Source organism: Plantactinospora solaniradicis (assembly GCF_042658085.1).
GTDB classification, from domain to species: Bacteria; Actinomycetota; Actinomycetes; order Mycobacteriales; family Micromonosporaceae; genus Plantactinospora; species Plantactinospora solaniradicis.
Genome location: NZ_JBHSPR010000033.1, coordinates 18612 through 39049 on the forward strand (window position 1 = coordinate 18612; position 20438 = coordinate 39049).

The window sequence follows — 20438 nt, forward strand, 5'->3', positions numbered from 1 at the left end:
TAGCCGGGCCGGTCGGGGCACTGCCTGCGACGGGCTCGCCTAGACTCCGCCGGGTGATCGTGCGGAGGGCCAACGGGGCGGACGTGGCGGTGCTCGCGGAACTACGCGGCATCGACGGGAACAAGCTCGGGGCGTACGCCGGCTGGGTGGCCGCCCATGCGGAGACGCACCTGCCGTTCGTCGCCGAGATCGACGGGCACGTGGTCGGCGCCGCCTGGCTCCTCGTCGCGGAACGGGTGCCCAGTAACGAGTCACTGGACCGGTGGTACGGCGACATCCAGTCGGTCGAAGTCCGCGAGGAGTACCGCAACCGCGGCATCGGCAGTGCGCTGATGGCCGCGATCCTGACCGAGGCCCGTACGCGGGGGCTGCTGCACGTGACCGTCCACTCCGGCCGCCGCGCGGTCGACTTCTACCTGCGCAACGGCTTCAGCCATCACCGCCAGATCCTGCTCTGGGAGCCGGCCGCCTCCTGATCGGGCCGGACGGCCGGTACCGGCGCCGGGCAGGGTTGCTCATCCATTTCGGCTGTGACCTCACTCGCCCGGCCCCGGCCCCGGCCCCGGCCCCGGCCTGGTCGCCGGTCGCCGGTCGCCGGGACCAGGATTGGGATACTGGCGCCGTGACGGTCAAGGCGCTCATCTTCGACTTCGACGGCCTGCTGATGGACACGGAGACCACGCTGTTGGAGAGCTGGCGCTGGGAGTGGCGGCGGCACGGCCTGGAGCTCGACCCGGCCGGCTTCTTCGCCGACCACGGCGGCGACGCGAACGAACCACGTTACGCCGCGCTCGCGGCGGTGGTCGGCCCAGCCTACGACCGCGAGTCCAGCCACGCGCTGCGGATGGCGCACCGGGCGGAACTGAATGCCGCGCTGGAGCCGGCGCCTGGCATCGTCGGCTGGCTGGACCGGGCCGCGGAACTGGGGCTGCGGCTGGCGGTGGCGAGCAGTTCTCCGGTCACGCACGTGGGTCCGATGCTGGATCAGGCAGGGCTGCGGGCGCGGTTCGAGGTGCTGGCGACCGGCGAGGAGGTGGCCGCGCACAAGCCGGATCCGGCCGTCTACCTGCTGGCGCTGGACCGGCTCGGGCTGCCGGCGGAGGAGGCGGTCGCGTTCGAGGACACCGCGCACGGCGTGGCGGCGGCGCACGCGGCCGGGCTGTGCTGTGTGGCAGTACCGAACCCGCATGCGGACAACGCCCGCCTCACGGCCGCGGACCTGCTGCTCCCCTGCGCCGCGGACCTGTCCCTGGACGCGGTCCTGGCCGGACTGACCCGGCGCGCGGCCCGCCTCCGCTGAGCGGGAGCCGGCGCACGCCGACGGCGTTCCCCGTGCTCGGCCCGCGGTGAGTTGCGTCAGCACGACCGACTCGGGCCGGTGCTCAACCCCATGCGACGACCCCTGGTACGCCTGGCTACGCAGTTCGCGGCGTGAGTGCACCGTCACCAATGGCTCATGCCATACGACGGAGTCGCGTGGATGCCCACGCGGTACTCGTATTGCAAGTCGGCGTGTGCGATCGCCCGCGCGGCGTGCGGCAGCACGGGATGCGAGCCGATCTTGCTCACGGCCATCCGTCGAATGGCCCCCGATCGACCGACGGGTACAAGTGGCTTCGGGGGCAGCCGCCGCCCCCTGGGAGGCAGGTCAGTGCACCTGATCATGAAGATGTCGATTACGGCGAGTTCGAAGGCTTGGCCTTCTGCGGGTAGATCGTCTCGTGGCGGGCCAGCATGGCGACGAACTCGCCGATCTTCCGCTCGCGGGTCTGCGCCCGTTTGACGGCGTTGACGCGGTGGATGAGAGCGAAGCGGTTGGTACTGGTGAGTACGTCGAACATGGTCTGGGCGGCGGGTTCGGCGGCGATGGCGGCGAGGAGGTCGGCCGGCACCTCGGCTTCCGACGGCGGGGCGTAGGCGGCCGCCCACCGCCCGTCCGCCTTCGCGGCTTCTACCGCGGCGTGGCCTGGAGGCAGCATTCGCCCCTGTGCCTCCAGCCGGGCCACGTGGGCGACGTTGCGTTGTGACCAGGAACTGCGGGGCCTGCGAGGAGTGAACCGGATCCAGGAGGCTTCCTGGTCCCGTTTACGGGCCTGCCCGTCGATCCAGCCGAAGCACAGCGCCTCGTCGACCGCCTGTTGCCAGGTCAGCGTCGTGAGTGTGCCGCCCTTTCTGGTCAGGGCGAGCCAGACGCCGGGCGACGTGGCGTGGTTGGCCGACAACCACGCGCGCAGCTCGTCGGCGTCCGCGACGATCAACTCATCCAGGTCAGCGCTCGTCATGACGGCAGGCTAACCGCTGCGCTGGCACCGCCAACTCACCGCCCGGCAGTGGACCCAGCCACGCGCCGCGCCGCGCTCCAACCTGCCCAGCCTCGCGCTCCGCCCTCGACGAGCCGGTCGGGTGGCGGTCACCTGAGCTGGCGGGCGAACCTCCGGATCTCCTCGGTGAAGATCCCGGGCTGCTCGAACGCGGCGAAGTGGCCGCCCGCGGGGACTTGGTCGTTGAAGTAGACGAGGTTCCTGAACGCGCGCTCTGCCCAGATCCGTGGAATACGGACGATCTCGCGGGGGAACACGCTGACTCCGACTGGCAGATCGAGCTTGACCGTCGTGGTACGCGCGGCCGCGTACTCCCAGTAGATCCGCGCTGCGGAGGTCGCCGTGTTGGTGAGCCAGTAGAGCGTGATGTTGTCCAACAGCTCATCGCGGGTCAGGACCTGCTCCGGGTCATGGTCGGTGTCCGTCCACTCCGCGAACTTCTCATAGATCCAGGCGGCCTGCCCCGCCGGAGAATCGGCCAGTCCGTACCCAATGGTCTGTGGACGCGTCGACTGCTGCTTGGCATACGCCGAGCCGGTGTCCAGGGACCGCATCTGCGCCAGGGCGGTCTCCTCCTCCCAGGTCGGTTTCCCCTCCAGCGGCGGCGCGCCGATCGGGAACTCGGGCAGGGTGAAATGCACCCCGGCGAGCCCAGGCGGTCGCAACTCGCCCAGGCGCGTTGTCACGATCCCGCCCCAGTTTCCGCCCTGGGCGAGGTAGCGGTCGTAACCGAGGCGCGTCATCAACCCATCCCAGGCCTTGGCTATCCGGGACGGGTGCCAACCGACAGCGGTGGGCTTGTCCGACAACCCGAACCCGGGAAGAGAGGGAATGACGACGTGGAAGGCGTCCTCGGCACTGCCGCCGTGGGCCGTCGGATCGGTAAGCGGGCCGATGCTCTTCAGGAACTCGACCACCGAACCCGGCCAGCCGTGACTGAGGAGGATCGGGACCGCGTCAGCGTGATCGGAACGTACGCGCAGGAAATGGATGCCAAGCCCGTCGATCAGAGTACGGAACTGGCCCAGGCCGGCCAGCTCCCCTTCCAGGCGCCGCCAGTCGTAGTCCCGCCGCCAGTACTCCACCAGATCCCGCAGCCGATCCAGGGGCATCCCCTGGGACCAGCCGGTACCCGTCTCCTGATCCGGCAGACGTGCCGCCGTAAGTCGCCGACGCAAGTCATCGAGCACGCTCTCCGGGACGTTCAGCGTGAACGAGACGACAGCCGGCGTCGCCGGCGGAACGCCCAGATGTGCCAGGTCGATTGACGCGACCAGCCCCCGAGTCGTGCTGTCCAGATCGGGTCGGCTGTCCTCCCCCGTCAACGAGGCGTCACGACGACCTGACACGGACACCCTCCCACCTTCAACGCCCCATAACCCCTATTCCTACTACCTCTCACGCGCCGGTTTCGGCATATCGCGGAACCACCACCCGCTCCCCGGGACCAAGAGCGGCCGCTCCGCTCGACCGTGGCTCAGCAATCCCCCTCGGTGTCGCACTCCGCATGCCTTGGCCCTCTACCACCTCCGTGGACCATGGTCGACCTGGAGTGGGGACTGTTCTCCGGGGTGAACGCGGAGTACGACAACCTCCCCTCCAACGGCTACCACCCGGTGAAGAAGGAAGGGGCGATCCCGCTCGCGGACCGGATGCTGCACACTGACCGGGTGTGCTCCAGGCGGCGAGTGTGCCGCGCGATCGCCGGTCTGGCCAGCGACCTCTGAGCCATCCGTCACTCCTGCTGCCAGCCCGCTTCTCCCAGGAGCCCCAGAACGGTCTGCGTCAACGCGAAGAACGCCCAGAGGAACGCCCAGTACTGCATAGGGATCGAGTAGAAGCGGTGTTCGTTGTGGTAAATCCTCGGGTCGTTGGTGCGGTTCATCCTGCGTCCTACCAACCACGTCGCGATGCCGGCAACGAGGAAGCCGAGGGGTACGCCGGGGTAGCCGCCGAGCTGGTAACCCAGGGCGACCGTGACGGCGGGAAAGATGACCGCCAGGATGCCGGCGCCCGACCACCACATGTCGTCTCCCAGCGCGATCGACGGCAGGACGAACCTCAGCCTATCCCGCCCCTCACGGGGAGAAGTCCCATCGAAAAACGCGGATCGATCGGTCGCGCAGGGTGACATCACCTCCGCTTCACGCCGCAAGGGCCGGGCCGGCGTCCTTGACGGGCGGGGTGCGGTACGTGCCCGCAGTGCATGCCGGACCGCGTCCGCGATCTCAGCGGATGGGTCCCCGGCGAGGCCAGCAGGTCCAGCCATCCGCGGACGCTCGGGACCGGGAGCCGATACGGAGGCTGTAACGAGCGGGACTGGTGCCTAGCGCCCAACGCCGCCACGCGGTTCGACGACATCGGCGCGCTCGTCGGGAGGGTGGTACTTACGGACGTCCGCGCCGCGAGGCGCAGGTGCTCGGATTCACCCACGCCGGGCGAGTTGTCCAGGTGGCTGCCCGGCGAAGGGTCGAAGCAGCGTCAGCCAGCCAGATCGTCGCCCGCTTTGTGCCTGCGACGATCGCTCGCGCCTTGCAGGATGGCCGCGACGACGGCAGCCGCCACTGAGAGGACTGTGAGCAGCAACGCCGGCGCTACGACACCTGTGATGTCTTCGCCGGTTCCGCGGGCCAGCACCATGACCGTGGCGATCCCCGCCAGCATCAAGCCGCCGGCGGCCAGCGCGAGGTATTTGACGATCCTGAAGACATCGGTTGCATTCCTGGCCATAGCCAACCTCGCAAGGTCTGTCGCACGCTCCCGGACGATGCCCGCGAACGTTTCGATGAAAATCCAGAGGATGAAGGCGGGGTCTCCACGGCCATCGGCTCCGGCCCGTTCACGGCAGAGGTCGGTGAATGTCTGCTCCATGCTGTCGGCGAAGCGTTCGCGGTACGGCCTCGGATAGAGGCCGAGTAGCCTCCGGTACCAGCGCCGATATCGTGGCTGTCCATCCATGGCTAGACACCCATCGCCTTGGGTAGCAGGGATCGCTCATGGGCGACCGCGACGACCTGGCGGTACCGCTGCAACTCCGCCGCGAGCGTCTGTTGCCCGAGCGCGGTGATTCCGTAGTAGACGCGGCGCTCATCGTCCAAGTTCGGGTCGATCTTTTTGTCGCTTTCGCAGATCAAGCCCGCTTCGGTCATCCGGCGGATCGAGCCGTAGAGCGTCCCTGGCCCCATCCTGACTTTTCCCCGGGAGTCGGACTCGACCTGTTTCATGATCCCGTAGCCGTGGCGTTCCTGAGTCGAGAGCGCGAGCAGGATGTGGAGCACCGCCGGAGTGAGGGGCCCGCCGGTTCTGCTGCTCGCCATGAGCCGAAACTATATCCGCGACGGATATATGTCAATCGAAGACTCCGGTCTTCGCGGTGCAGCACCTGGAGGTTCCGGCGCGCCGCCATCTCGGCGACCGCGGTGACGCTGGGGTACGGATGCCGCGCATGGACTCGATCATGGAGAGGTGGATCCAAGCCTGCCACCATGAGCTACTCGACCGGACACTGATCCGGGACCAGGCACACCTGCCACACGCCCTCCACCCTCGACCGCGCCTGGCCGGGCTGCCGTCGCCAGTGCGCGCACCTGCCGATGAGCGGATTCCTTGACCGCCGAGTTCGGGTGTGGGATCACGGTTACCGCAGGGCGCTGGCCAGGACCGTGGTCACGACCTTGTGGACGGCCACAGGCTCTGGAGGGCTGTCCTTCCACTCGGTGAACAGCAGGTGCGCGGTGCCGATCAGCGTGGGCGCAAGCGTGTCGACGTCAGTGTCGGACGCGATCCGGCCATGGTCGCGCTCGGCCGTCAGATACCCGGCGATCATGGCCGCGCCCTCGCCGACGAGCGGGAACCGGGCGGTGCCGGCGGCACGCAGCCGCGTGCGCAGCTCGTCACGGGCGATGACGAGGACCACGATCGCTACCATGACCGGCTCGAAGAGGACCATGAGGGCACGGGTCAGGTTGTCGGCGACGGTGCCGGTCCCGGCCGCGTCTTGCAGGGCGGTGGCCTGAGCCTCGATCCGAGCGATGCGGTCGAGCACCAGCTCGGCGAGGAAGGCGTCGAAGTCAGCGAAGTGCCGATGCAGGACCCCCTTGGCGACGTCCGCCTCTGTGGTGACCGCCCGACTGGTGAGGCCGGTGACGCCGTCCCGGACCAGCACCCGCACGGCGGCGTCGAAGAGTTGTCGGCGTGGGTCTTGCAGCGCTACGCCGGTCGGCAACGGGTACCCCAATCTTCACTGAGCGCGCGTGATTGCAGTAGTGGGCAAGCGCCCACTAGAGTGGGCGCATGGTCACTATACCGTCCTCACCCAGGCCAGAGCCGCACCTGCACCGTCGCATGGCGGAGTCATTCGGGATCGACCCCGAACGGTACGACCGGAACCGGCCCCCGTACCCGGAAGCCATGATCGAGCGGATCGTGGCCGCCAGTCCCGGCGCCGACTTCCTCGACGTCGGCTGCGGCACCGGCATCGAAGCCCGCCAGTTCCTGGCCGCCGGCCGCACAGTTCTCGGCGTCGAGGCCGACCCGCGGATGGCCGACTTCGCGCGGGCGACCGGCATGGAGGTCGAGGTCGCGACCTTCGAGGCATGGGAGCCGGCCGGGCGCACCTTCGACGCGGTCGTCTCCGGTACAGCCTGGCACTGGGTGGACCCGATCGCGGGGGCGGCGAAGGCGGCCCGGATCCTGCGGCCAGGCGGCCTACTGGCACCGTTCGGACACGTGTACCAGCTTCCGCCCACCGTGGCGGACGCCCTCATCACGGCGTACCGGCGCGTGGCCCCCGACTCGCCGATCAACTTCACCGGCCGGCCGGAGGGTTCGATCCTGGACGCGTACCAGGCGCTGTACGCCAGAGCCGCAGACGGGATCCGCGAGGCGGACAGGTTCGGCGAGCCCGAGATGTGGCGGTACGACTGGGAGCGGTCGTATACCTGCGACGAACTCCTGGACCTGGTGCCGACCTCGGGCGGCCTCGCCAGTCTGCCGCCGGACCGGTTAGCGGAGGTGCTGGCGGCCGTGGGCAGGGCGGTTGACGAACTGGGCGGCACCGTCACGCTGCCGTACGCCACCTGGGGCCTTACTGCAGTCCGGACCGACATCCAGCCCTGAGGCCGCCGGCTGGTTCTGGCACGGCTGGCCACCACGACCATGGACGCGACCGACGCTACGGCCGTGGCCGGAAGAGGTCGAAGACCAGCCAGCCGGCGGCAGCGACCGCCGCGAGTCCCAGCGCTCTGCGAGGGGCGTGGTCGGTGAGTAAGGCCCAGACGCCGGTGCCGGTACCGAGCGTCAGTGCGCCGAGCAGCGACATCTGTACCCGGAAGCTAGGCACCAGCCCACGGAGCATGGCGGGATCCCGGAAGCCGCGCGCCTTCCTGCGGAGCCTGGCCAGCACCTGTCGCCATCGCGGCGCCCACAGGTCCTCCCCGCCAAGCCGCTTGAACTCCGCCTGCATGGCGGGGTCCTGGAACATGGTCTTGGCCATCATGCGGCTGAACGGGTTTGCCTCGATCTCCCTGAGGTACGCGTGCGTCATTGCGAGGATCTCGTCGTCGCGGCCCGCCGCGTGCATGCCGGCGTAGAGGTACTGCGTCGCCTGATGCAGGTCTGCCAGCGCTCGCTGGTCGGGAAGCCCGCGCAATGGCGCTGCCATCCTCATGTCGAACAGCTGCTTCAGCTGGGGCACCGCCTCGGCGAGCCGGCCGTCGGCGGCGGCCAGGCCGGCGTAGATGCCGATGGTCGTGGCCTGGCCCTCCTCGAAGCGGTGACCGGTGACGGCGGTCAACTCCTGGTGGATGCGCACTGCTTCGTCCGCAGCGGTCACGGCGTCCTCGTCGCGGCCCAGTACCCGCAGGACCGCGGCCCGGTTCGCCACCGCCATCGCCAGGTAGTGCTGGAACTCGGGCATCGCCTGGCGGGCGACCAGCTCGCGGAGCAGCTGCTCGGCCTCCTCGTTGAACGCCAGCGCTTCGCTGCCGAGCCGCAGATCCGCGTGCAGGGCGGCCGCCCGGGTCAGCGCCTTGGCCAGCTCGAGTTCGTAGGCGGCGGGTCTGACCGCGGCCAACCGGCGGACGACGTCGACGATCGCCCGCGCCACGGGCACCGCCTCCCGCTCCCGCTCCAGCAGTTGGAGGACCAGGAAACGACCGTTCAGGACGAGCGCCTCCAGCACACCCCACTCGGCGAAGTCGAGCCCGGCCAGCCGCCGGGCGACGCCAAGGCCCTCATCCGAGAGCTGCTCGGCCGCCTCGCCGTCGCCGTTCACCGCCTGCCAAACGGCGGAGTTGCTCAGCGCGTTGGCAAGCGACCGCAGCACCTCGGGGTCGTCGGGCAGCCGATCCGCCATGCGCCGCAGCGCCGGCACGTTGTCGTACATGGCGGCTGCGGCCCCGGCCAACGAGTCGTCGTCGACGCTGGCCACCGCCCACGAGCTGAGCGCCTGTGCGTACGTCACGGCGACGTCGCGGTCGTCCGGGACACGTTCCGCGAGGGGGCGAAGGATATCCACGGCGGCCTTTGCCGGCCGCATGGCCTCGCGCGGCTGCCCGGTCAGTACGACCGAGAGGTAGCTGAGAGCCTTGGCTCGGGCGAGGTCGTGCACGCCCGGGGCGGACTCCGCGAGTTCGCGGTATATCTCCACCGTTCGGCGCAGCCGGGCGACCGCCTCCGGCTGGCGACCGGCCAGGTGCTCACGCCGCCCGGAGACCGCGTACAGCTCCGCGCGGATCACCGGGTTGTCGGTCGTGGCGAGACGGCGTTCGGTCAGCACGGCGACAACGTCGGCCGGCCCGGCGTCAAAATCCACATCGGACGCTTCGGGGATCAGTGGCTCGATCCCCTCCAGCACCTCGGTGGGCATCTCCGGCACCTGGGCCAGCGCGGAGAGGGCAGCTCCGCCGGCGGCCACCGCCAGAGCCGGGTCGCCGGACACCACCCCTGCCAGCCGGTCGGCGACATGCGGCCACCGTTGCGCGGTCGACGCCAGGAAGACCATCGCCCGCGGGAGGTAGGAGGGCAGCCCGGCATCGGGTCCGCGGGCGAGTAGCAGTGCGACGACGTCGGCGGCGTGCCCGTCCGGCGGGTATCCCGGGTACCCGTGGCCGGGCAGGGTCATCGCGAGGAAGTCCTCGGCGAGCCGGTCGGGATACATCGGCTGCAACGCCATCCCCGGCGCCGGCGGGTAGCAGACGGCGTGGTCGGCCACCAGCTGAGCCGCCGTGACCGGCCAGTCGGCGGCGGTCGCGAGCAGGCTCTGCGCCACAGCGGTGGGCAGCTGACCGGTCAGCGCGGCCACGAAGCTGGCCAGAGCCATCGCCGTCGGCGGTGTCCGCAGCGTCCCGCCCTGCTCGACGCGGCTGTGCAGGCGTGCCCAGTGGGCATGCTCGCGGCGCAGCAGGTAGGCAGACAGGCCGACCGGGTCGGTCGGCGCCCGCGCCCCCCGGCGTTTCGCGTCGACCGCGACCAGCGCGGCCATGTGCTGGGCGAGGACCAGCTCGAAGGCGGCGTCGTGGCGGACCGCGTGCGGTACGTCGGGACCCGCTCCCTCGACACCGAGCAGCTCGCGGTATCGGACGGCGGCGGCGGCGAAGCTCGCCGACCGTCCGTCGGGATCGGTGGCCAGCGGCGCCAGCGCCAGGTCCCGCGTGGTGGCGTACACCTCCTCCAGCGCGTGTTGCACCGCCGGCCATCCGTGCGTGGAGCGGCCGATGAGCAGGACCCGGGTTGGTACGGGTGTGTGCAGCAGGCGGTTGCGCAGCAACCACTCCAGGTGTGCGTGCGGCCACCGGTCGGCGTAGTCCACGACCAGCAGCAGGCCGGGCGAGTCACCAGTGCCGACGTCCTGGCTGTCCTCCGGCGCGGTCAGCGTGTCCCCGCCGTGACGGGCGTACGCGACCTTCCAACCGTCGCGCGCCGACCGCTCGGCGAACGCGTGCGCGAGGCGGCTCTTGCCCTGCCCACCGGGACCGTGCAGGAACAGCACGGACAGGCGCGCGCCGTCGTCACGCCACTGCGTGAGATCCACCAGCTCGCGTTCGCGGCCGATGAACGGTACGACCTCGTGGCGGGCGTCGAGCAGCCGGCTCGGTAGGTCGAGAAGCCAGCTCGTCGGCGGTGTTTCGCGGGGTCGATGCACTTCGATCGTGTACATCGGACGGCCGTCGCCAAGGATGTGGATGTCGCCGTAGACCGTGCCGTACGCGAACCCGGCCAGCGCGAAGACGTTCTGGGCCACACGCGGCGAAGCGTCTGCCGGATCGCGCGAGGCCGGGCCCGTCATGGCCGGTGGGTGACGTCGTCGCCGGCCGGGGAGTCGTGGCCCGGCCGGTGGATGATCACGTTGCCGTGGATCGCGCCTGCCGCAATCGCGCCGCTGGCGCTCGCCACGACCGTCTGTACCCATTGCTGCTGCGCGGCGGGTAGCCCGCGCTGGATGTCGGCGACCAGCTCGCCGAGCGCGTCGCGCGCCTCGGGGTGCGCGACCAGGAGTTCCTCGAGCCGCTGCTCCCAGCCACCACGCAGCCGCTGTCGGCTGCGGTCCTGGTCGACCGCATCACCGACCTGGGCCGCGTTCTCCGTCAGCGCGCGCTGCGCCGCGTCGGCCTGCTCCCGGGTGGCGAAGCGCTGAAAAAGCGCGACGATGCCCTGGTACGCGGTCTGCCAACCCGAGGTGGCCATAGCAGCGACGAACGCGGTCGCGGCGCCGGTGACCAACACCTCCAGCATCGACCCTCCCGTCAGGCGGTGCTGCACTAAGTTCGAGCAAAGTAGACCAGTCGACCGGAGATCCGGGCGAGCGCATATCCGACACGCCCGGGTCGCCTTCGGGATCACCGGCGACTACCCCGAGCCGCCTGAGCGGGCCCTGTTCGGCGGTGGCCGCGGCGGGCTCGGCCACGCTGGCACGGTCGTACGCCTGCCAGCGCAGCCAAACCTCCTGCAGCAGGTCCTCGGCCTCGGTGGAACTGCCCAGCATCCGGTACGCGATCCCGAACAGGCGCGGTCGTACGCCCGCGAAGACCGCCACCGCCTGGTCCAGCTCCTCCCGGGCGGGGTGCTTCGCCGACTCGGTTCCGCGCATGGTGATGCCTCTGTTCCGCTGCCCGCGAGGTCCCGCCGGTCGCAGGTCGACAAAGGCGGAAACAGCCTGTTCGAGCGCTTCTGCCTGCCTCAGGGCCGTGGCCGCATGGTCATCCCGCGCCTTCCACTGGTCGCCGTCAACTCTCACACATCCCGGTGCCTACGGGTGACTCAGGCCCGTCCGCCCGGCTGGTCACCGAGCGGAGCATCGCCCTCCAGCACCTCGACCGCGCCGAGCAGGCTGCGCAGGCCGACCGCCTCCCGCTGGGCGTCGGCCGGATCGAACAGCCACTCGCTCATCGGCAGGTCGACGGCCTGCTCGGGATGGCTCGCCTCGGACATGGCCAGTTCGGCCACGACCACGGCCTCAAGCTCGTGCAGCGCGTCGTCCGCTCCGCCGGGAATGCTCATCTTCTCTCCGTTCTCCTTGATCGATGGGTTTGCTGGCTCCCGGTCCGGGACCCGCGATCATCGACCGGTCGCGGTCCGGCCCGGCCCGGCCAGTCGGCGTACCTGATCTCGCCGAGGATCGCGCCGTCGCCCGGTACGAGACTCCGCTCGGTCAGCTCAGCGCCGAAGTAACGGGCGTGCGGGTCGGTGACGACCTCACGTGGATCACCCATCCCTGCCAGGGTGGTCCGGAAGAACTCGTCAATCCGGGTCTGCTCGGGCCCGGCGATCTCGACCCGCCCGTTCGACGGCGCCCCCACCGAGATCCGGCCGACCGCCCGGGCCACGTCGTCGCCGGACATGGGCTGGAAGAGCACCGGCGCCATCCGGACCTTGCCGTCCTGGGTGGCGTCGTCGGCGATGCGCCGGACGAACTCGAAGAACTGCGTGGCGTGCACGATCGAGAAGGGGATGGCCGAGCCCTCGATCAGCTTTTCTTGGGCGATCTTCGCCCGGAAGTACCCGCTCTCGGGCAGCCGTTCGGTCCCCACCACCGACAGCGCGACGTGGTGGCCCACCCCGGCCGCCGCCTCCGCGGCGAGCAGGTTGCGGGTGGAGGTCTCGAAGAACTCCAGCACCGCGGACGCCTCGAAGGACGGCGAGTTCGACACGTCGACCACCACGGACGCGCCGGCCAGGGCCTCGGCCAGTCCCTCGCCGGTGAGGGTGTTGACGCCGGTGTTCGGCGACGCCGCTACCGCCTGGTGGCCGTGCTCGCCGAGCTGGGTCACGAGCTTCGACCCGATCAGCCCGGTGCCGCCGATTACCACGATCTTCATGACTTGCCTTCCTGTCGCCGGGACATCAGTTGTGCTCCGGTCGCCAGCTATGACAGGGCAGCCGGTCGGCCTGTGACAGTCCCCCGGAAAATCTCCGCAGGTCGCCGACGGCGGCGCCGAGGCGTCACAGATCATGGCGCTGTCCTGTCATACCTTTTCGACGGGACGGACCCAGGAACGACGGGAGCGAGATCTTGCGGGCAGCGAGTAGGTACCGGATCCGGATGAGCGCGCGGGCGATCGACGAGCCGCACCGCGTCGCGAGCCAGCTCGAACTGCTGTTCGACCTCACCTTCGTGGTTGCGGTGGCAGCCGTCACCGCCCAGCTCGCGCACGAGATCGCCGACGGACATGGTCTGGCCGGGATTGTCCCGTTCCTCCAGGTCTTCTTCGCGATCTGGTGGGCCTGGATGAACTTCACCTGGTTCGCCTCGTCGTACGACACCGACGACGTCGCGTACCGGCTGCTGACCATGGTGCAGATGGCCGGCGTATTGGTCCTCGCCGCCGGTACTCCGGCCGCGGCCGATCACGACGACTACCGCGCCATCCTGCTCGGCTACCTCGTCATGCGGATCGCGCTCGTCGCCCAGTGGCTGCGGGTCGGTATCGAGGACACGGCGAGCCGGCGTACCGCGCTGCGCTACGCCGGGGGCATCACCGCCGTGCAGGCCGGCTGGGTGCTCCAGCTCGTCCTCACCGAAACGGGTACGGTGTCGCCGTCGGCCCGGGTACCGCTGTTCGCCGTCCTGGTCGTGCTGGAGCTCGTGGTGCCCCGCTGGGCGGAACGGACCGGGTCCACCAACTGGCACCCGCACCACATCGCCGAGCGCTACGGACTGTTCACGATCATCCTGCTGGGCGAGAGCGTCCTCGCCGCGACCCGGGGCGTCGAGGGAGCGCTCGACGCCGGCCGGGCCAGCGGACCGCTGATCGTGGTGGCCCTCGCCGGTCTCGTCCTGCTGTTCGCCTTCTGGTGGTTGTACTTCCTCACCCCGGCCGGCGAGGGTCTGGACCGCCGTCGCCATCGGTCCTTCCGGTGGGGATACGCCCACTACGGGATCTTCGCGGCACTGGCCGCGCTCGGCGCCGGCCTAGAGGTGGCGGCCGAGCAGACCGGACACGACCTCCCGGCGTCACCGCTCGCCGTCGGTTACGGTGTCGCGATTCCGGCCGCGGCCTTCCTCGGGCTGCTCTGGATGGTGCACGCGCCCATCGTGGCCGTGCCGGTCACCCGGCCCACCGCGGTCCTGGGATGCGTTGCCGTCGTCCTGCTCCTCCCGCTGGCGACGTCCTGGATCGGCGTGGCCGGCGTCGTGGCGGCGATCGCCGCCGCCGTCGTGCTGCTGCTCGCCGTCACCATCGCCACGCAGCCGGACGGCGGTCCGGGGCACGGCGCGGCCGCTGCCGTCGGGTAGCAGTGTCGCGGCGGGCGCTCGCCCGCTGCCAGCTGGCTTCCTCGCGTGCGAGTCGGTCGTCTTCCGGCTCGCTCACTCGTCATCAGCTCCGGCCGCGCGTCCGCCCTGATATTGCTGATCGGCGCACTTGACGAATGGGCTGCCACATGGGCTCCGCCGCGCCGGCACCGTCGGTTGTTGATGGTCGGGCACCAGGTGAGCAGGCGTTAACGCCTTGATCGCGGCGAAGTGGACGGTGGCTCGGTGCCGGCCGGCGAGTTTGTCGAAGCGGGTGGCGGCCGATGCCCGTACGCCCGCAACTCCTCGCCCCGCACCCGCTGCTGGTCACCGGTCCGCTCGTACAGGCACACCCGCCAGATGCCGACGGCCCGGACGCGTCGACCTGCTGCCCCACGCCCGGTCCGCCGAGGCTGCGAGGGTGACCTGACCGGGCGCCCCTCTTGGGCCGGCCGTACCCGGCAACGGATCAGGGCGCTGTTCGACGGCGCCAAGGCGTGCCGGTGTGTCACCGATCGCGGAGCAGGTCATCGCCGGAAACATCGGCCGATCCGGGCCAGGCGGAGGCGCGAGGATAATGTCAGAATGCCCGGCATGGCCGTACAGCTTCGACCGGTTCAGCGACAGGACGTGCCACGACTTGCCGATTTGCTAGCGCAACTCGGGTATCCGGCCGACGAGGCAGCCGTGCACGAACGACTCGACTACTGGCTGGACGACCCTTCAAGCTGGCTCGTTGGCGCCTACGACGACGGCGACCTGATCGGTGTCGCGGGACTGCATATCCTGCCGATGCTTGAGGTGACCGGGAAGCTCGGGCGTCTACTCGCGCTGGTCGTCGACGACCGGTACCGCGGCCGAAGCGTCGGTCAGTCGCTGGTCACGGCCGCCGAAGAGCAGGCACGTGCGGCCGGCTGCGTCCAGATGGAGATCACCAGCAGTCGCTACCGGACGAGAACCCACGAGTTCTACCAACGACTCGGATACGAGGACCGATGTGCGACCAAGGCCCGCTTCGTCAAAGGCCTCGCTATCGGTTAGCTCCGGGTGATCCACCATCGCATACCCCTCGACGCCATCCGCACCACCAACCGGCATCCGGGTCTGGCCGATCCGCACGTTACGCAGGGTCACGTGGAAGCCCCTGCGTCCCGCCGTCGTAGTCCTTGCCGCCGCGCGCGGCCTGCGGCTGCTGGTCCGCCCGGAGATCGTGCTGCGCTGGCACCGGGACCTGATCCAGCGCCCGCCTGTGCACGGATACCTCTGGTGCCATCGGCAGGACACGGGATCGTTGCTCGCAAGCGAGGAAGGCGGGCGAGGTCATGCCTTGGGCTGGGTGCGCCGGGCGTAGGCGCGGGCAGCGCGGGCGCGGTCGCCGCAGCGGGTGGAGCACCAGTGACGGCGGCCCCGGCGCAGCAGGTAGCGGTTGCAGGGAGTGGAATCGCAGGCGGTGAGGCTGCCGGCGTCGGGCCCGGTGAGCAGGTCGGCCGTGTTGGCCGCGATGAGCGCCAGAGCGTGGTCAAGGATCTCGTTGGTGGGGCACGGGGCCGCCCGGTAGGGGCCGTTCTTGTCGTCCCACAGCAGCAGAGCGGCCGTGGGGACCCTGCTCAGTGCGTTGTTGACGGCGGACAGCGCGGCGGGCAGGACGGGCAGCGCGGCGGTGTGGGCGGCGAACAACGCCCTGACGTGTTCGCGCAGCGAGCGGAGCTGGCTCGCGCACATCTCCTGCACTTCGGCACCGGCCGGAGCGAGGTCGCGTTCCCTGAGCCAGGAACTCGCCGCTTCGGGGGTGCCGAGAAGATCGATGAACTGCCCGCCGGGTAGTGCGATGGCGCTGTTGACGAAGTCGAGAGCGAGGTGATGCTCCGCCCCCGGCGAAGGGGGCAGCGCAGGCTCGGCGGTCAGGCTTCTCCTCATGCCTCTCATGGTACGACTTGCAGCCATCCGTGAGAACGAGCTATCGTCTCCTCACGGATAGATAAGTTCTCATCCGTGAGGAGATCTCATGACCTTCGCTGCCACAACCACCGGGCGGATCCCCGTCCGCGTCTTCGGCGGCCCGACCGCCCTCTTCGAATACGGCGGGCTGCGGTTCCTCACCGACCCGACCTTCGACGCGCCTGGCGACTATCACCACAAGGTTCGTCTGACCAAGACCGCGCCCCCCGCTGGCACCCCTGCGGACCTCGGCCGCATCGACGTGGTCCTGCTCTCCCACGAGCACCCTGACCACCTCGACAACACCGGCCGAGCCCTGCTCGCCGACATCCCACTCACCCTCACCACGCCCGGGGGCGAACAGCGCCTGGGAGACAGGGCCAGAGGGCTGGCCGACTGGGAGTCGATCGAGCTGGATCGCCCCGGCGGCGGCACCATCACCGTGACGGGTGTGCCTGCCATCCACGGACCCGGCGCACGCGAGGACGTCGAGCCGTTCACCGGCCAGGTCGTCGGATTCGTTTTGACCGGGCAGGGTCTACCCACCGTCTACGTCAGCGGCGACAACGCCTCGCTCGACGCCGTAAGGGAGATCGCGGAGCGCTCCGGGCCGGTAGACACCGCCATCCTCTTCGCCGGCGCCCCCCGCTTCCCCGGCGTCCTCTTCGACGGCGCGCTCATCGTCCTCGACAGCGCCCAAGCCGCCGAGGCCGCCAGGATCCTCGGCGCCCGCCGAGTGGTTCCCGTCCACTACGACAGCTGGGCCCACTTCACCGAGGGCCGCGAAGAACTCGTCGCCGCCTTCGACGCGGCAGGGCTGGCTGACCGCCTGGACCTGGGCGACCCGCGCTGACCGTACGGCGCCCGTGGGTCAGCGTTTCTCGTACGCGCGACCTGATCCGTAGGCGTCAGAGAGAGCAGGGCCGGACGGTGGCCGTCTCGCTCGGCGGGTGTCGGGACACGGCTGGACGCTTGCCACTACCGACGACACGGCTATCCCTTGCGGTACTAGGCCTTACGCGCGACCGCTCCGTACATGGCGATGTCCTTGTCAGCGATCCCTGGATCCTCGGACCCGTCCGGGCGCCACTTGTGAACCTGGACCAGCCCCGGCTCGACCATCTCCAAGCCGTCGAAGAACCCCCGCGCCCTGGCACGGTCGCGGAAGACGAGGGTTTCACCGAGTCTGTTGTACTCCCGTTGGACCTCGGCCAGCGGGATCGGGTCGAATTCGTCGGTCGCAATGGACATCGCCAGGTAGCTGCCCGCCGGCAGCACGTCCAAGACCTGCCGTACGACCCGCAGTGCTTCCGCGTCGTCCTCGATGAAATGCACGATCGCGATCAGCAGTAACCCAACCGGCTGATTCAGGTCGAGGGTCCGCAGGAACTCCGGCGCGGAGATGATCGTCTGGGGGTCGCGCATGTCCGCCGCCACGTAGGCCGTGCGTCCCCGTGCCGTCCCGACCATCAGAGCATGCGCGTGCGCGAGCACGAGCGGATCGTTGTCGGTGTATACCACCTGTGCGGTCGGGTCGACCGACTGCACGATCTCATGAAGATTCGGCGATGTCGGCAGTCCGGTACCGATGTCGAGGAACTGCCGGATCCCGCACTCGGAGGCCAGGAAACGCGCCACCCGGTGCATGAAGGACCGGTTGGCCTCCATGTGAACCCTCAACGCGGGCCATATCCGCAGCGAGTTCTCGCCGGCCTCGCGGTCGGCGGCGAAGTTGTCCTTGCCGCCCAGGATGTAGTCGTAGATCCGTGCGCCGTGCGCCCGGTCGGTTCGCAGATCGACCTCGCGACCATCTTCGCCACGACGTTCCACCAAGGCCTCCGTAAAACGGTGTGGTCACTCGTGCAGGCGACCCTACACCGGTCACGCGCCGTACCCGGATCCTATGTGGAGCAGTCAGGGCACGGTCAACTCGGCTCACTAACCGCTTGTCAGCGTCACATTGGCGTCGGCACCCGACGGAGCACCACTAGCGATGACGTCCGATGGGAGGGTCAACGCCCCGCCCACTGGTGGTCGGCTGGCCGGGTTGGCGCTGTCCGGAGACCGTCTGATGCTCGACTGGCGCTCGGTGGAACGACGCCAACCAGCTGTGCAAGCTGTCCCCGCTCATCGGCTCGCTGAACAGGCTGCCCTGCGCGCCGGAACAGCCGGACAGCGTCACCGCGTCGAGCAGGGTGTGCGAGGCTACCCCTTCCGCGACCGTGGTGATGCCCAGGGACCTGGCCAGCTCCACGGTCGAGCGCACCACGACGGCATCCTGGGTGCTGTCGAGCATGGGTTCGACGAACGACGGATCCAGCTTCAGTTCGTCGACCGGCATGCTACGTAGCCGGGTGAGGGACGGGGCGGAGCGGCCGTAGTGGTCCAGCGCGAGGCGGACGCCGAAGTGGCGGAACTGGCCTAACGCCGTGGCGGTCCGGCGGACGTCGATGAGCAGCACTTCCTCGGCGATCTCCAGGGTCAGCGCGCCCGGCGGTACGCCGACCTTGTTGATCATCTTGGCCGCGTCGTAGGGCAGGTGCGAGTCGAGCACATCGGCGACCGAAACATCCGTGGCCACTCCGAGTTCATAGCCCTTCCGTCGCCAGGCCGCGCAGCTCTGCAACGCGGACAGCAGCAGGATCCTGGTGAGTTGGCGGGTCAGCCCGACCTGCGCCGCCAGCCGCTGGAGCGGGGCGGCCTCGATCCAGCCATACGTCGGATGGCGCCAGCGGAGCAGGGCTTCCAGAACCACCGGTCGGCGTGTCGTCAGGTCGATCTTCGGCTGGTAGTACACGAAGAACTGCTCGTTCTCCGCAGCGCGTAACAGGTCCGGCAGAAGGTGCGAGTACAGGTCACCTCGAAGGCCCGGGTCGTAGATCTCGACCTCCGAGCAGTTCGCTTTCGCCGCGTGCAGTGCGTCGGCGGCGCAGTGGATCAGCTCGGCGGACGTGGTCGCGTGTGCCGGTGCGATGGCCACGCCAGCGCTCAGTTCGATCTGTACGGGCACCGGACCGGCGACGACCGGGCGCCCCAGGCTGCGTAGCAGGTTCTCGGTGTCCCTAGCGACGCTCTCGGCCGTGCCCGTGGTGACGGTCCGCAGGATGGCGATCTCGGCGCCGCCGAGGCGGACCGCGACTGCCTCGACCGGCAGGGCCGCACGCAACCGGGCGCCCACAGCCTTGAGGATCATGTCGCCGGCTGTGTAACCGAGGATCCGGTTCATCTCCTGTAGGTGGTCGACGCTCACGATGGTGAGTGGCAACGCCGCGCCCGGCGGAAGGCTGCCGAGCATGCCGGGCAGCGCGGAGTCGAGTACACGCCGGTTGCCCAAGCCGCTCAACTCGTCGGTTGTCGCTTCGACGCGGGTGCGCGTCAACTCGCGGGTCTGCTCGAAGGTGAGGGCGGTTCGGACGCCAGCGGCGACGAGGCAGCCGCTTGCCATGATGATCGAGATCGGATGTAGCGGTACGAACGTGCCGACGATGAGTACCGCGAGCGCGCAGAGCGAGAACAGGATCGGGACCAGCAGCGCGACAAAGCCCCGGACCTCGTCGACGGGCCGGCGGCGGAACAGCGAACCGGCCAGCGCCATCAGCGCTAGGCCGATCATCCACATGCCGTCGATCCAGGTGCCGTCGTCGTACGTGTCGTTGGCGAGCCCGAACAGGTACGCCGTGTCGGCGACGGCGAAGGCGGCCGCGCCCAGCCCGAGCAGCCACCACACCGGGTCGGTACGCCACCGCACCATGGCCAGTGCCGCAACCGCGACGACCATGAGCACCAGGTCGCCGATCGGATAGGAGAGATTGGTGATTGTCTCCCCCAACGCCTTACCAGCGTTGGCGGACAGCACATCGGCCAGCGCCACGGCGGAGAGCACGGCACCCGCCGCCAACGAGGTGACCACGCCGTCGAGCCACACCGAAGCGGGCAGGCGGCGCACCGTCACGCGGGCCAATAGGATGAATCCGACATATGCGAGCGGGTACAGGCCCACGTAGAACACGTCCGCCAGTGACGGAACTGGGATTCGGCTGGCCTCGACCGTGGCGAAACTGGCCGACCAGTAGATGTCGCCGACCGACCAGGAGGCGACCCCCGCCCCGACGCAGGTCCACGCGAGGCGGTTGCGCCGCACCAGAACCGGCCGGGCCAGCGCCAGCAGTGACGTGGCGACCAGCACCGCGGAATAGAACCAGGTATCCAGGAAGGCAGGTCGCTGACCGCCGAACGGAATCAGCGTACTGAGCGCGTACGTCACGCCCAGGCTGACGACCAGGACCTTGACGGCCCGGTAGATGGGTGAGCCCAGCACCGTCAAGTCGCTGTCCAGCGCGGGCTCGGCTGCGCGGGATGTCCTCACTGGCTGTCCTCGTTCCCGTGTACTGGCGAAGGTCGATCGGCGGCGCGAACTCTGGAGTTCATCGCGTATCGGAGAGGGCGGC

Annotated in this window: 21 protein-coding genes and 1 pseudogene; 7 read left to right on the forward strand and 15 right to left on the reverse strand. The window is 69.6% G+C overall.

Features of this window, described 5'->3' with window-relative positions:
* Window positions 1–53: 53 nt before the first annotated feature.
* Both ACFP2T_RS31290 and ACFP2T_RS31295 read left to right on the forward strand, forming a co-directional pair.
* Entirely contained in the window at window positions 54–476 is a 423-nt protein-coding gene (locus ACFP2T_RS31290; RefSeq protein ID WP_377428115.1) for a GNAT family N-acetyltransferase, read from the forward strand.
* Window positions 477–622: 146 nt separating this feature from the next.
* Complete coding sequence (locus tag ACFP2T_RS31295; RefSeq protein ID WP_377428117.1) at window positions 623–1300, forward strand: HAD family hydrolase; 678 nt, start codon at window positions 623–625, stop codon at window positions 1298–1300.
* A gap of 143 nt (window positions 1301–1443) precedes the next feature.
* Here the strand turns inward: ACFP2T_RS31295 and ACFP2T_RS31300 are convergent, their stop codons facing one another.
* The 3 genes from ACFP2T_RS31300 to ACFP2T_RS31310 all read right to left on the reverse strand — a co-directional run bounded on the left by ACFP2T_RS31300 (window position 1444) and on the right by ACFP2T_RS31310 (window position 3676).
* Complete coding sequence (locus ACFP2T_RS31300) at window positions 1444–1569, reverse strand: hypothetical protein (protein WP_377428119.1); 126 nt, start codon at window positions 1567–1569, stop codon at window positions 1444–1446.
* Window positions 1570–1676: 107 nt separating this feature from the next.
* A complete protein-coding gene (locus tag ACFP2T_RS31305) occupies window positions 1677–2282 on the reverse strand; it encodes a YdeI/OmpD-associated family protein (RefSeq protein ID WP_377428121.1) in 606 nt (201 codons plus the stop codon).
* Between the two features lie 128 nt (window positions 2283–2410).
* The gene (locus ACFP2T_RS31310) at window positions 2411–3676 is read right to left on the reverse strand and encodes an epoxide hydrolase family protein (RefSeq protein ID WP_377428123.1); all 1266 of its coding nucleotides are present in this window, start codon (window positions 3674–3676) and stop codon (window positions 2411–2413) included.
* Window positions 3677–3859: 183 nt separating this feature from the next.
* On the opposite strand from ACFP2T_RS31310, the gene ACFP2T_RS31315 reads away from it, so the two are divergent.
* Window positions 3860–4048, forward strand: coding sequence for a hypothetical protein (locus ACFP2T_RS31315; protein WP_377428125.1), 189 nt, complete (start codon window positions 3860–3862; stop codon window positions 4046–4048).
* Between the two features lie 8 nt (window positions 4049–4056).
* On the opposite strand, the gene ACFP2T_RS31320 is transcribed toward ACFP2T_RS31315, so the two are convergent.
* From ACFP2T_RS31320 to ACFP2T_RS31335, 4 genes are all read right to left on the reverse strand, one after another.
* Entirely contained in the window at window positions 4057–4347 is a 291-nt protein-coding gene (locus ACFP2T_RS31320; RefSeq protein ID WP_377428127.1) for a hypothetical protein, read from the reverse strand.
* Between the two features lie 455 nt (window positions 4348–4802).
* Window positions 4803–5279, reverse strand: coding sequence for a hypothetical protein (locus ACFP2T_RS31325; RefSeq protein WP_377428128.1), 477 nt, complete (start codon window positions 5277–5279; stop codon window positions 4803–4805).
* Window positions 5280–5281: 2 nt separating this feature from the next.
* Window positions 5282–5638: a PadR family transcriptional regulator gene (locus ACFP2T_RS31330; protein WP_377428129.1), complete on the reverse strand. Its 357-nt coding sequence runs from the start codon at window positions 5636–5638 to the stop codon at window positions 5282–5284.
* Window positions 5639–5958: 320 nt separating this feature from the next.
* Complete coding sequence (locus ACFP2T_RS31335) at window positions 5959–6546, reverse strand: TetR/AcrR family transcriptional regulator (protein ID WP_377428131.1); 588 nt, start codon at window positions 6544–6546, stop codon at window positions 5959–5961.
* A gap of 119 nt (window positions 6547–6665) precedes the next feature.
* Here ACFP2T_RS31335 and ACFP2T_RS31340 point away from each other — a divergent pair, with 119 nt between their 5' ends.
* On the forward strand, window positions 6666–7439 hold the full coding sequence (locus ACFP2T_RS31340) for a class I SAM-dependent methyltransferase (RefSeq protein ID WP_377428133.1): 774 nt from the start codon (window positions 6666–6668) through the stop codon (window positions 7437–7439).
* 55 nt (window positions 7440–7494) lie between these two features.
* On the opposite strand, the gene ACFP2T_RS31345 is transcribed toward ACFP2T_RS31340, so the two are convergent.
* The 5 genes and pseudogenes from ACFP2T_RS31345 to ACFP2T_RS31365 form a co-directional block, all read right to left on the reverse strand.
* Window positions 7495–10563 (reverse strand): hypothetical protein, encoded by a 3069-nt coding sequence (locus tag ACFP2T_RS31345; RefSeq protein WP_377428135.1) that lies wholly within the window; start codon window positions 10561–10563, stop codon window positions 7495–7497.
* A gap of 41 nt (window positions 10564–10604) precedes the next feature.
* A complete protein-coding gene (locus tag ACFP2T_RS31350) occupies window positions 10605–11054 on the reverse strand; it encodes a hypothetical protein (protein ID WP_377428165.1) in 450 nt (149 codons plus the stop codon).
* A 187-nt stretch (window positions 11055–11241) separates the two neighbouring features.
* A pseudogene (locus tag ACFP2T_RS31355) lies at window positions 11242–11409 on the reverse strand (sigma factor); the annotation flags it as partial.
* A 170-nt stretch (window positions 11410–11579) separates the two neighbouring features.
* Window positions 11580–11819, reverse strand: a complete 240-nt coding sequence (locus ACFP2T_RS31360) for a hypothetical protein (protein WP_377428137.1) — start codon at window positions 11817–11819, stop codon at window positions 11580–11582.
* Window positions 11816–12637 carry an SDR family oxidoreductase gene (locus tag ACFP2T_RS31365; protein ID WP_377428139.1) on the reverse strand — a complete coding sequence of 274 codons (822 nt, stop codon included), beginning with the start codon at window positions 12635–12637 and terminating at the stop codon, window positions 11816–11818. Before ACFP2T_RS31365 ends, ACFP2T_RS31360 begins: the two co-directional genes overlap by 4 nt.
* A gap of 224 nt (window positions 12638–12861) precedes the next feature.
* Here ACFP2T_RS31365 and ACFP2T_RS31370 point away from each other — a divergent pair, with 224 nt between their 5' ends.
* Window positions 12862–14055, forward strand: coding sequence for a low temperature requirement protein A (locus ACFP2T_RS31370; protein ID WP_377428141.1), 1194 nt, complete (start codon window positions 12862–12864; stop codon window positions 14053–14055).
* 582 nt (window positions 14056–14637) lie between these two features.
* Window positions 14638–15093, forward strand: coding sequence for a GNAT family N-acetyltransferase (locus tag ACFP2T_RS31375; RefSeq protein ID WP_377428143.1), 456 nt, complete (start codon window positions 14638–14640; stop codon window positions 15091–15093).
* Between the two features lie 279 nt (window positions 15094–15372).
* Here ACFP2T_RS31375 and ACFP2T_RS31380 read toward each other — a convergent pair whose 3' ends face one another.
* Window positions 15373–15978: a CGNR zinc finger domain-containing protein gene (locus tag ACFP2T_RS31380; RefSeq protein WP_377428145.1), complete on the reverse strand. Its 606-nt coding sequence runs from the start codon at window positions 15976–15978 to the stop codon at window positions 15373–15375.
* Between the two features lie 79 nt (window positions 15979–16057).
* Between ACFP2T_RS31380 and ACFP2T_RS31385 the strand changes: the two genes are divergently transcribed.
* On the forward strand, window positions 16058–16843 hold the full coding sequence (locus tag ACFP2T_RS31385) for an MBL fold metallo-hydrolase (RefSeq protein ID WP_377428147.1): 786 nt from the start codon (window positions 16058–16060) through the stop codon (window positions 16841–16843).
* 155 nt (window positions 16844–16998) lie between these two features.
* On the opposite strand, the gene ACFP2T_RS31390 is transcribed toward ACFP2T_RS31385, so the two are convergent.
* Window positions 16999–17820, reverse strand: a complete 822-nt coding sequence (locus ACFP2T_RS31390; RefSeq protein ID WP_377428149.1) for an SAM-dependent methyltransferase — start codon at window positions 17818–17820, stop codon at window positions 16999–17001.
* A 157-nt stretch (window positions 17821–17977) separates the two neighbouring features.
* On the reverse strand, window positions 17978–20356 hold the full coding sequence (locus ACFP2T_RS31395; RefSeq protein WP_377428151.1) for an EAL domain-containing protein: 2379 nt from the start codon (window positions 20354–20356) through the stop codon (window positions 17978–17980).
* Window positions 20357–20438: the final 82 nt, after the last annotated feature.

Excerpts from the sequence above, each read along its gene's own strand:
- ACFP2T_RS31305 (WP_377428121.1), bottom strand. The coding sequence starts at position 2,282 with ATGACGAGCGCTGACCTGGATGAGTTGATCGTCGCGGACGCCGACGAG.
- ACFP2T_RS31315 (WP_377428125.1), top strand. The coding sequence starts at position 3,860 with ATGGTCGACCTGGAGTGGGGACTGTTCTCCGGGGTGAACGCGGAGTAC.
- ACFP2T_RS31320 (WP_377428127.1), bottom strand. The coding sequence starts at position 4,347 with ATGTGGTGGTCGGGCGCCGGCATCCTGGCGGTCATCTTTCCCGCCGTC.
- ACFP2T_RS31325 (WP_377428128.1), bottom strand. The coding sequence starts at position 5,279 with ATGGATGGACAGCCACGATATCGGCGCTGGTACCGGAGGCTACTCGGC.
- ACFP2T_RS31330 (WP_377428129.1), bottom strand. The coding sequence starts at position 5,638 with ATGGCGAGCAGCAGAACCGGCGGGCCCCTCACTCCGGCGGTGCTCCAC.
- ACFP2T_RS31340 (WP_377428133.1), top strand. The coding sequence starts at position 6,666 with ATGGCGGAGTCATTCGGGATCGACCCCGAACGGTACGACCGGAACCGG.
- ACFP2T_RS31350 (WP_377428165.1), bottom strand. The coding sequence starts at position 11,054 with ATGCTGGAGGTGTTGGTCACCGGCGCCGCGACCGCGTTCGTCGCTGCT.
- ACFP2T_RS31360 (WP_377428137.1), bottom strand. The coding sequence starts at position 11,819 with ATGAGCATTCCCGGCGGAGCGGACGACGCGCTGCACGAGCTTGAGGCC.
- ACFP2T_RS31365 (WP_377428139.1), bottom strand. The coding sequence starts at position 12,637 with ATGAAGATCGTGGTAATCGGCGGCACCGGGCTGATCGGGTCGAAGCTC.
- ACFP2T_RS31370 (WP_377428141.1), top strand. The coding sequence starts at position 12,862 with ATGAGCGCGCGGGCGATCGACGAGCCGCACCGCGTCGCGAGCCAGCTC.
- ACFP2T_RS31375 (WP_377428143.1), top strand. The coding sequence starts at position 14,638 with ATGCCCGGCATGGCCGTACAGCTTCGACCGGTTCAGCGACAGGACGTG.
- ACFP2T_RS31380 (WP_377428145.1), bottom strand. The coding sequence starts at position 15,978 with ATGAGAGGCATGAGGAGAAGCCTGACCGCCGAGCCTGCGCTGCCCCCT.
- ACFP2T_RS31385 (WP_377428147.1), top strand. The coding sequence starts at position 16,058 with ATGACCTTCGCTGCCACAACCACCGGGCGGATCCCCGTCCGCGTCTTC.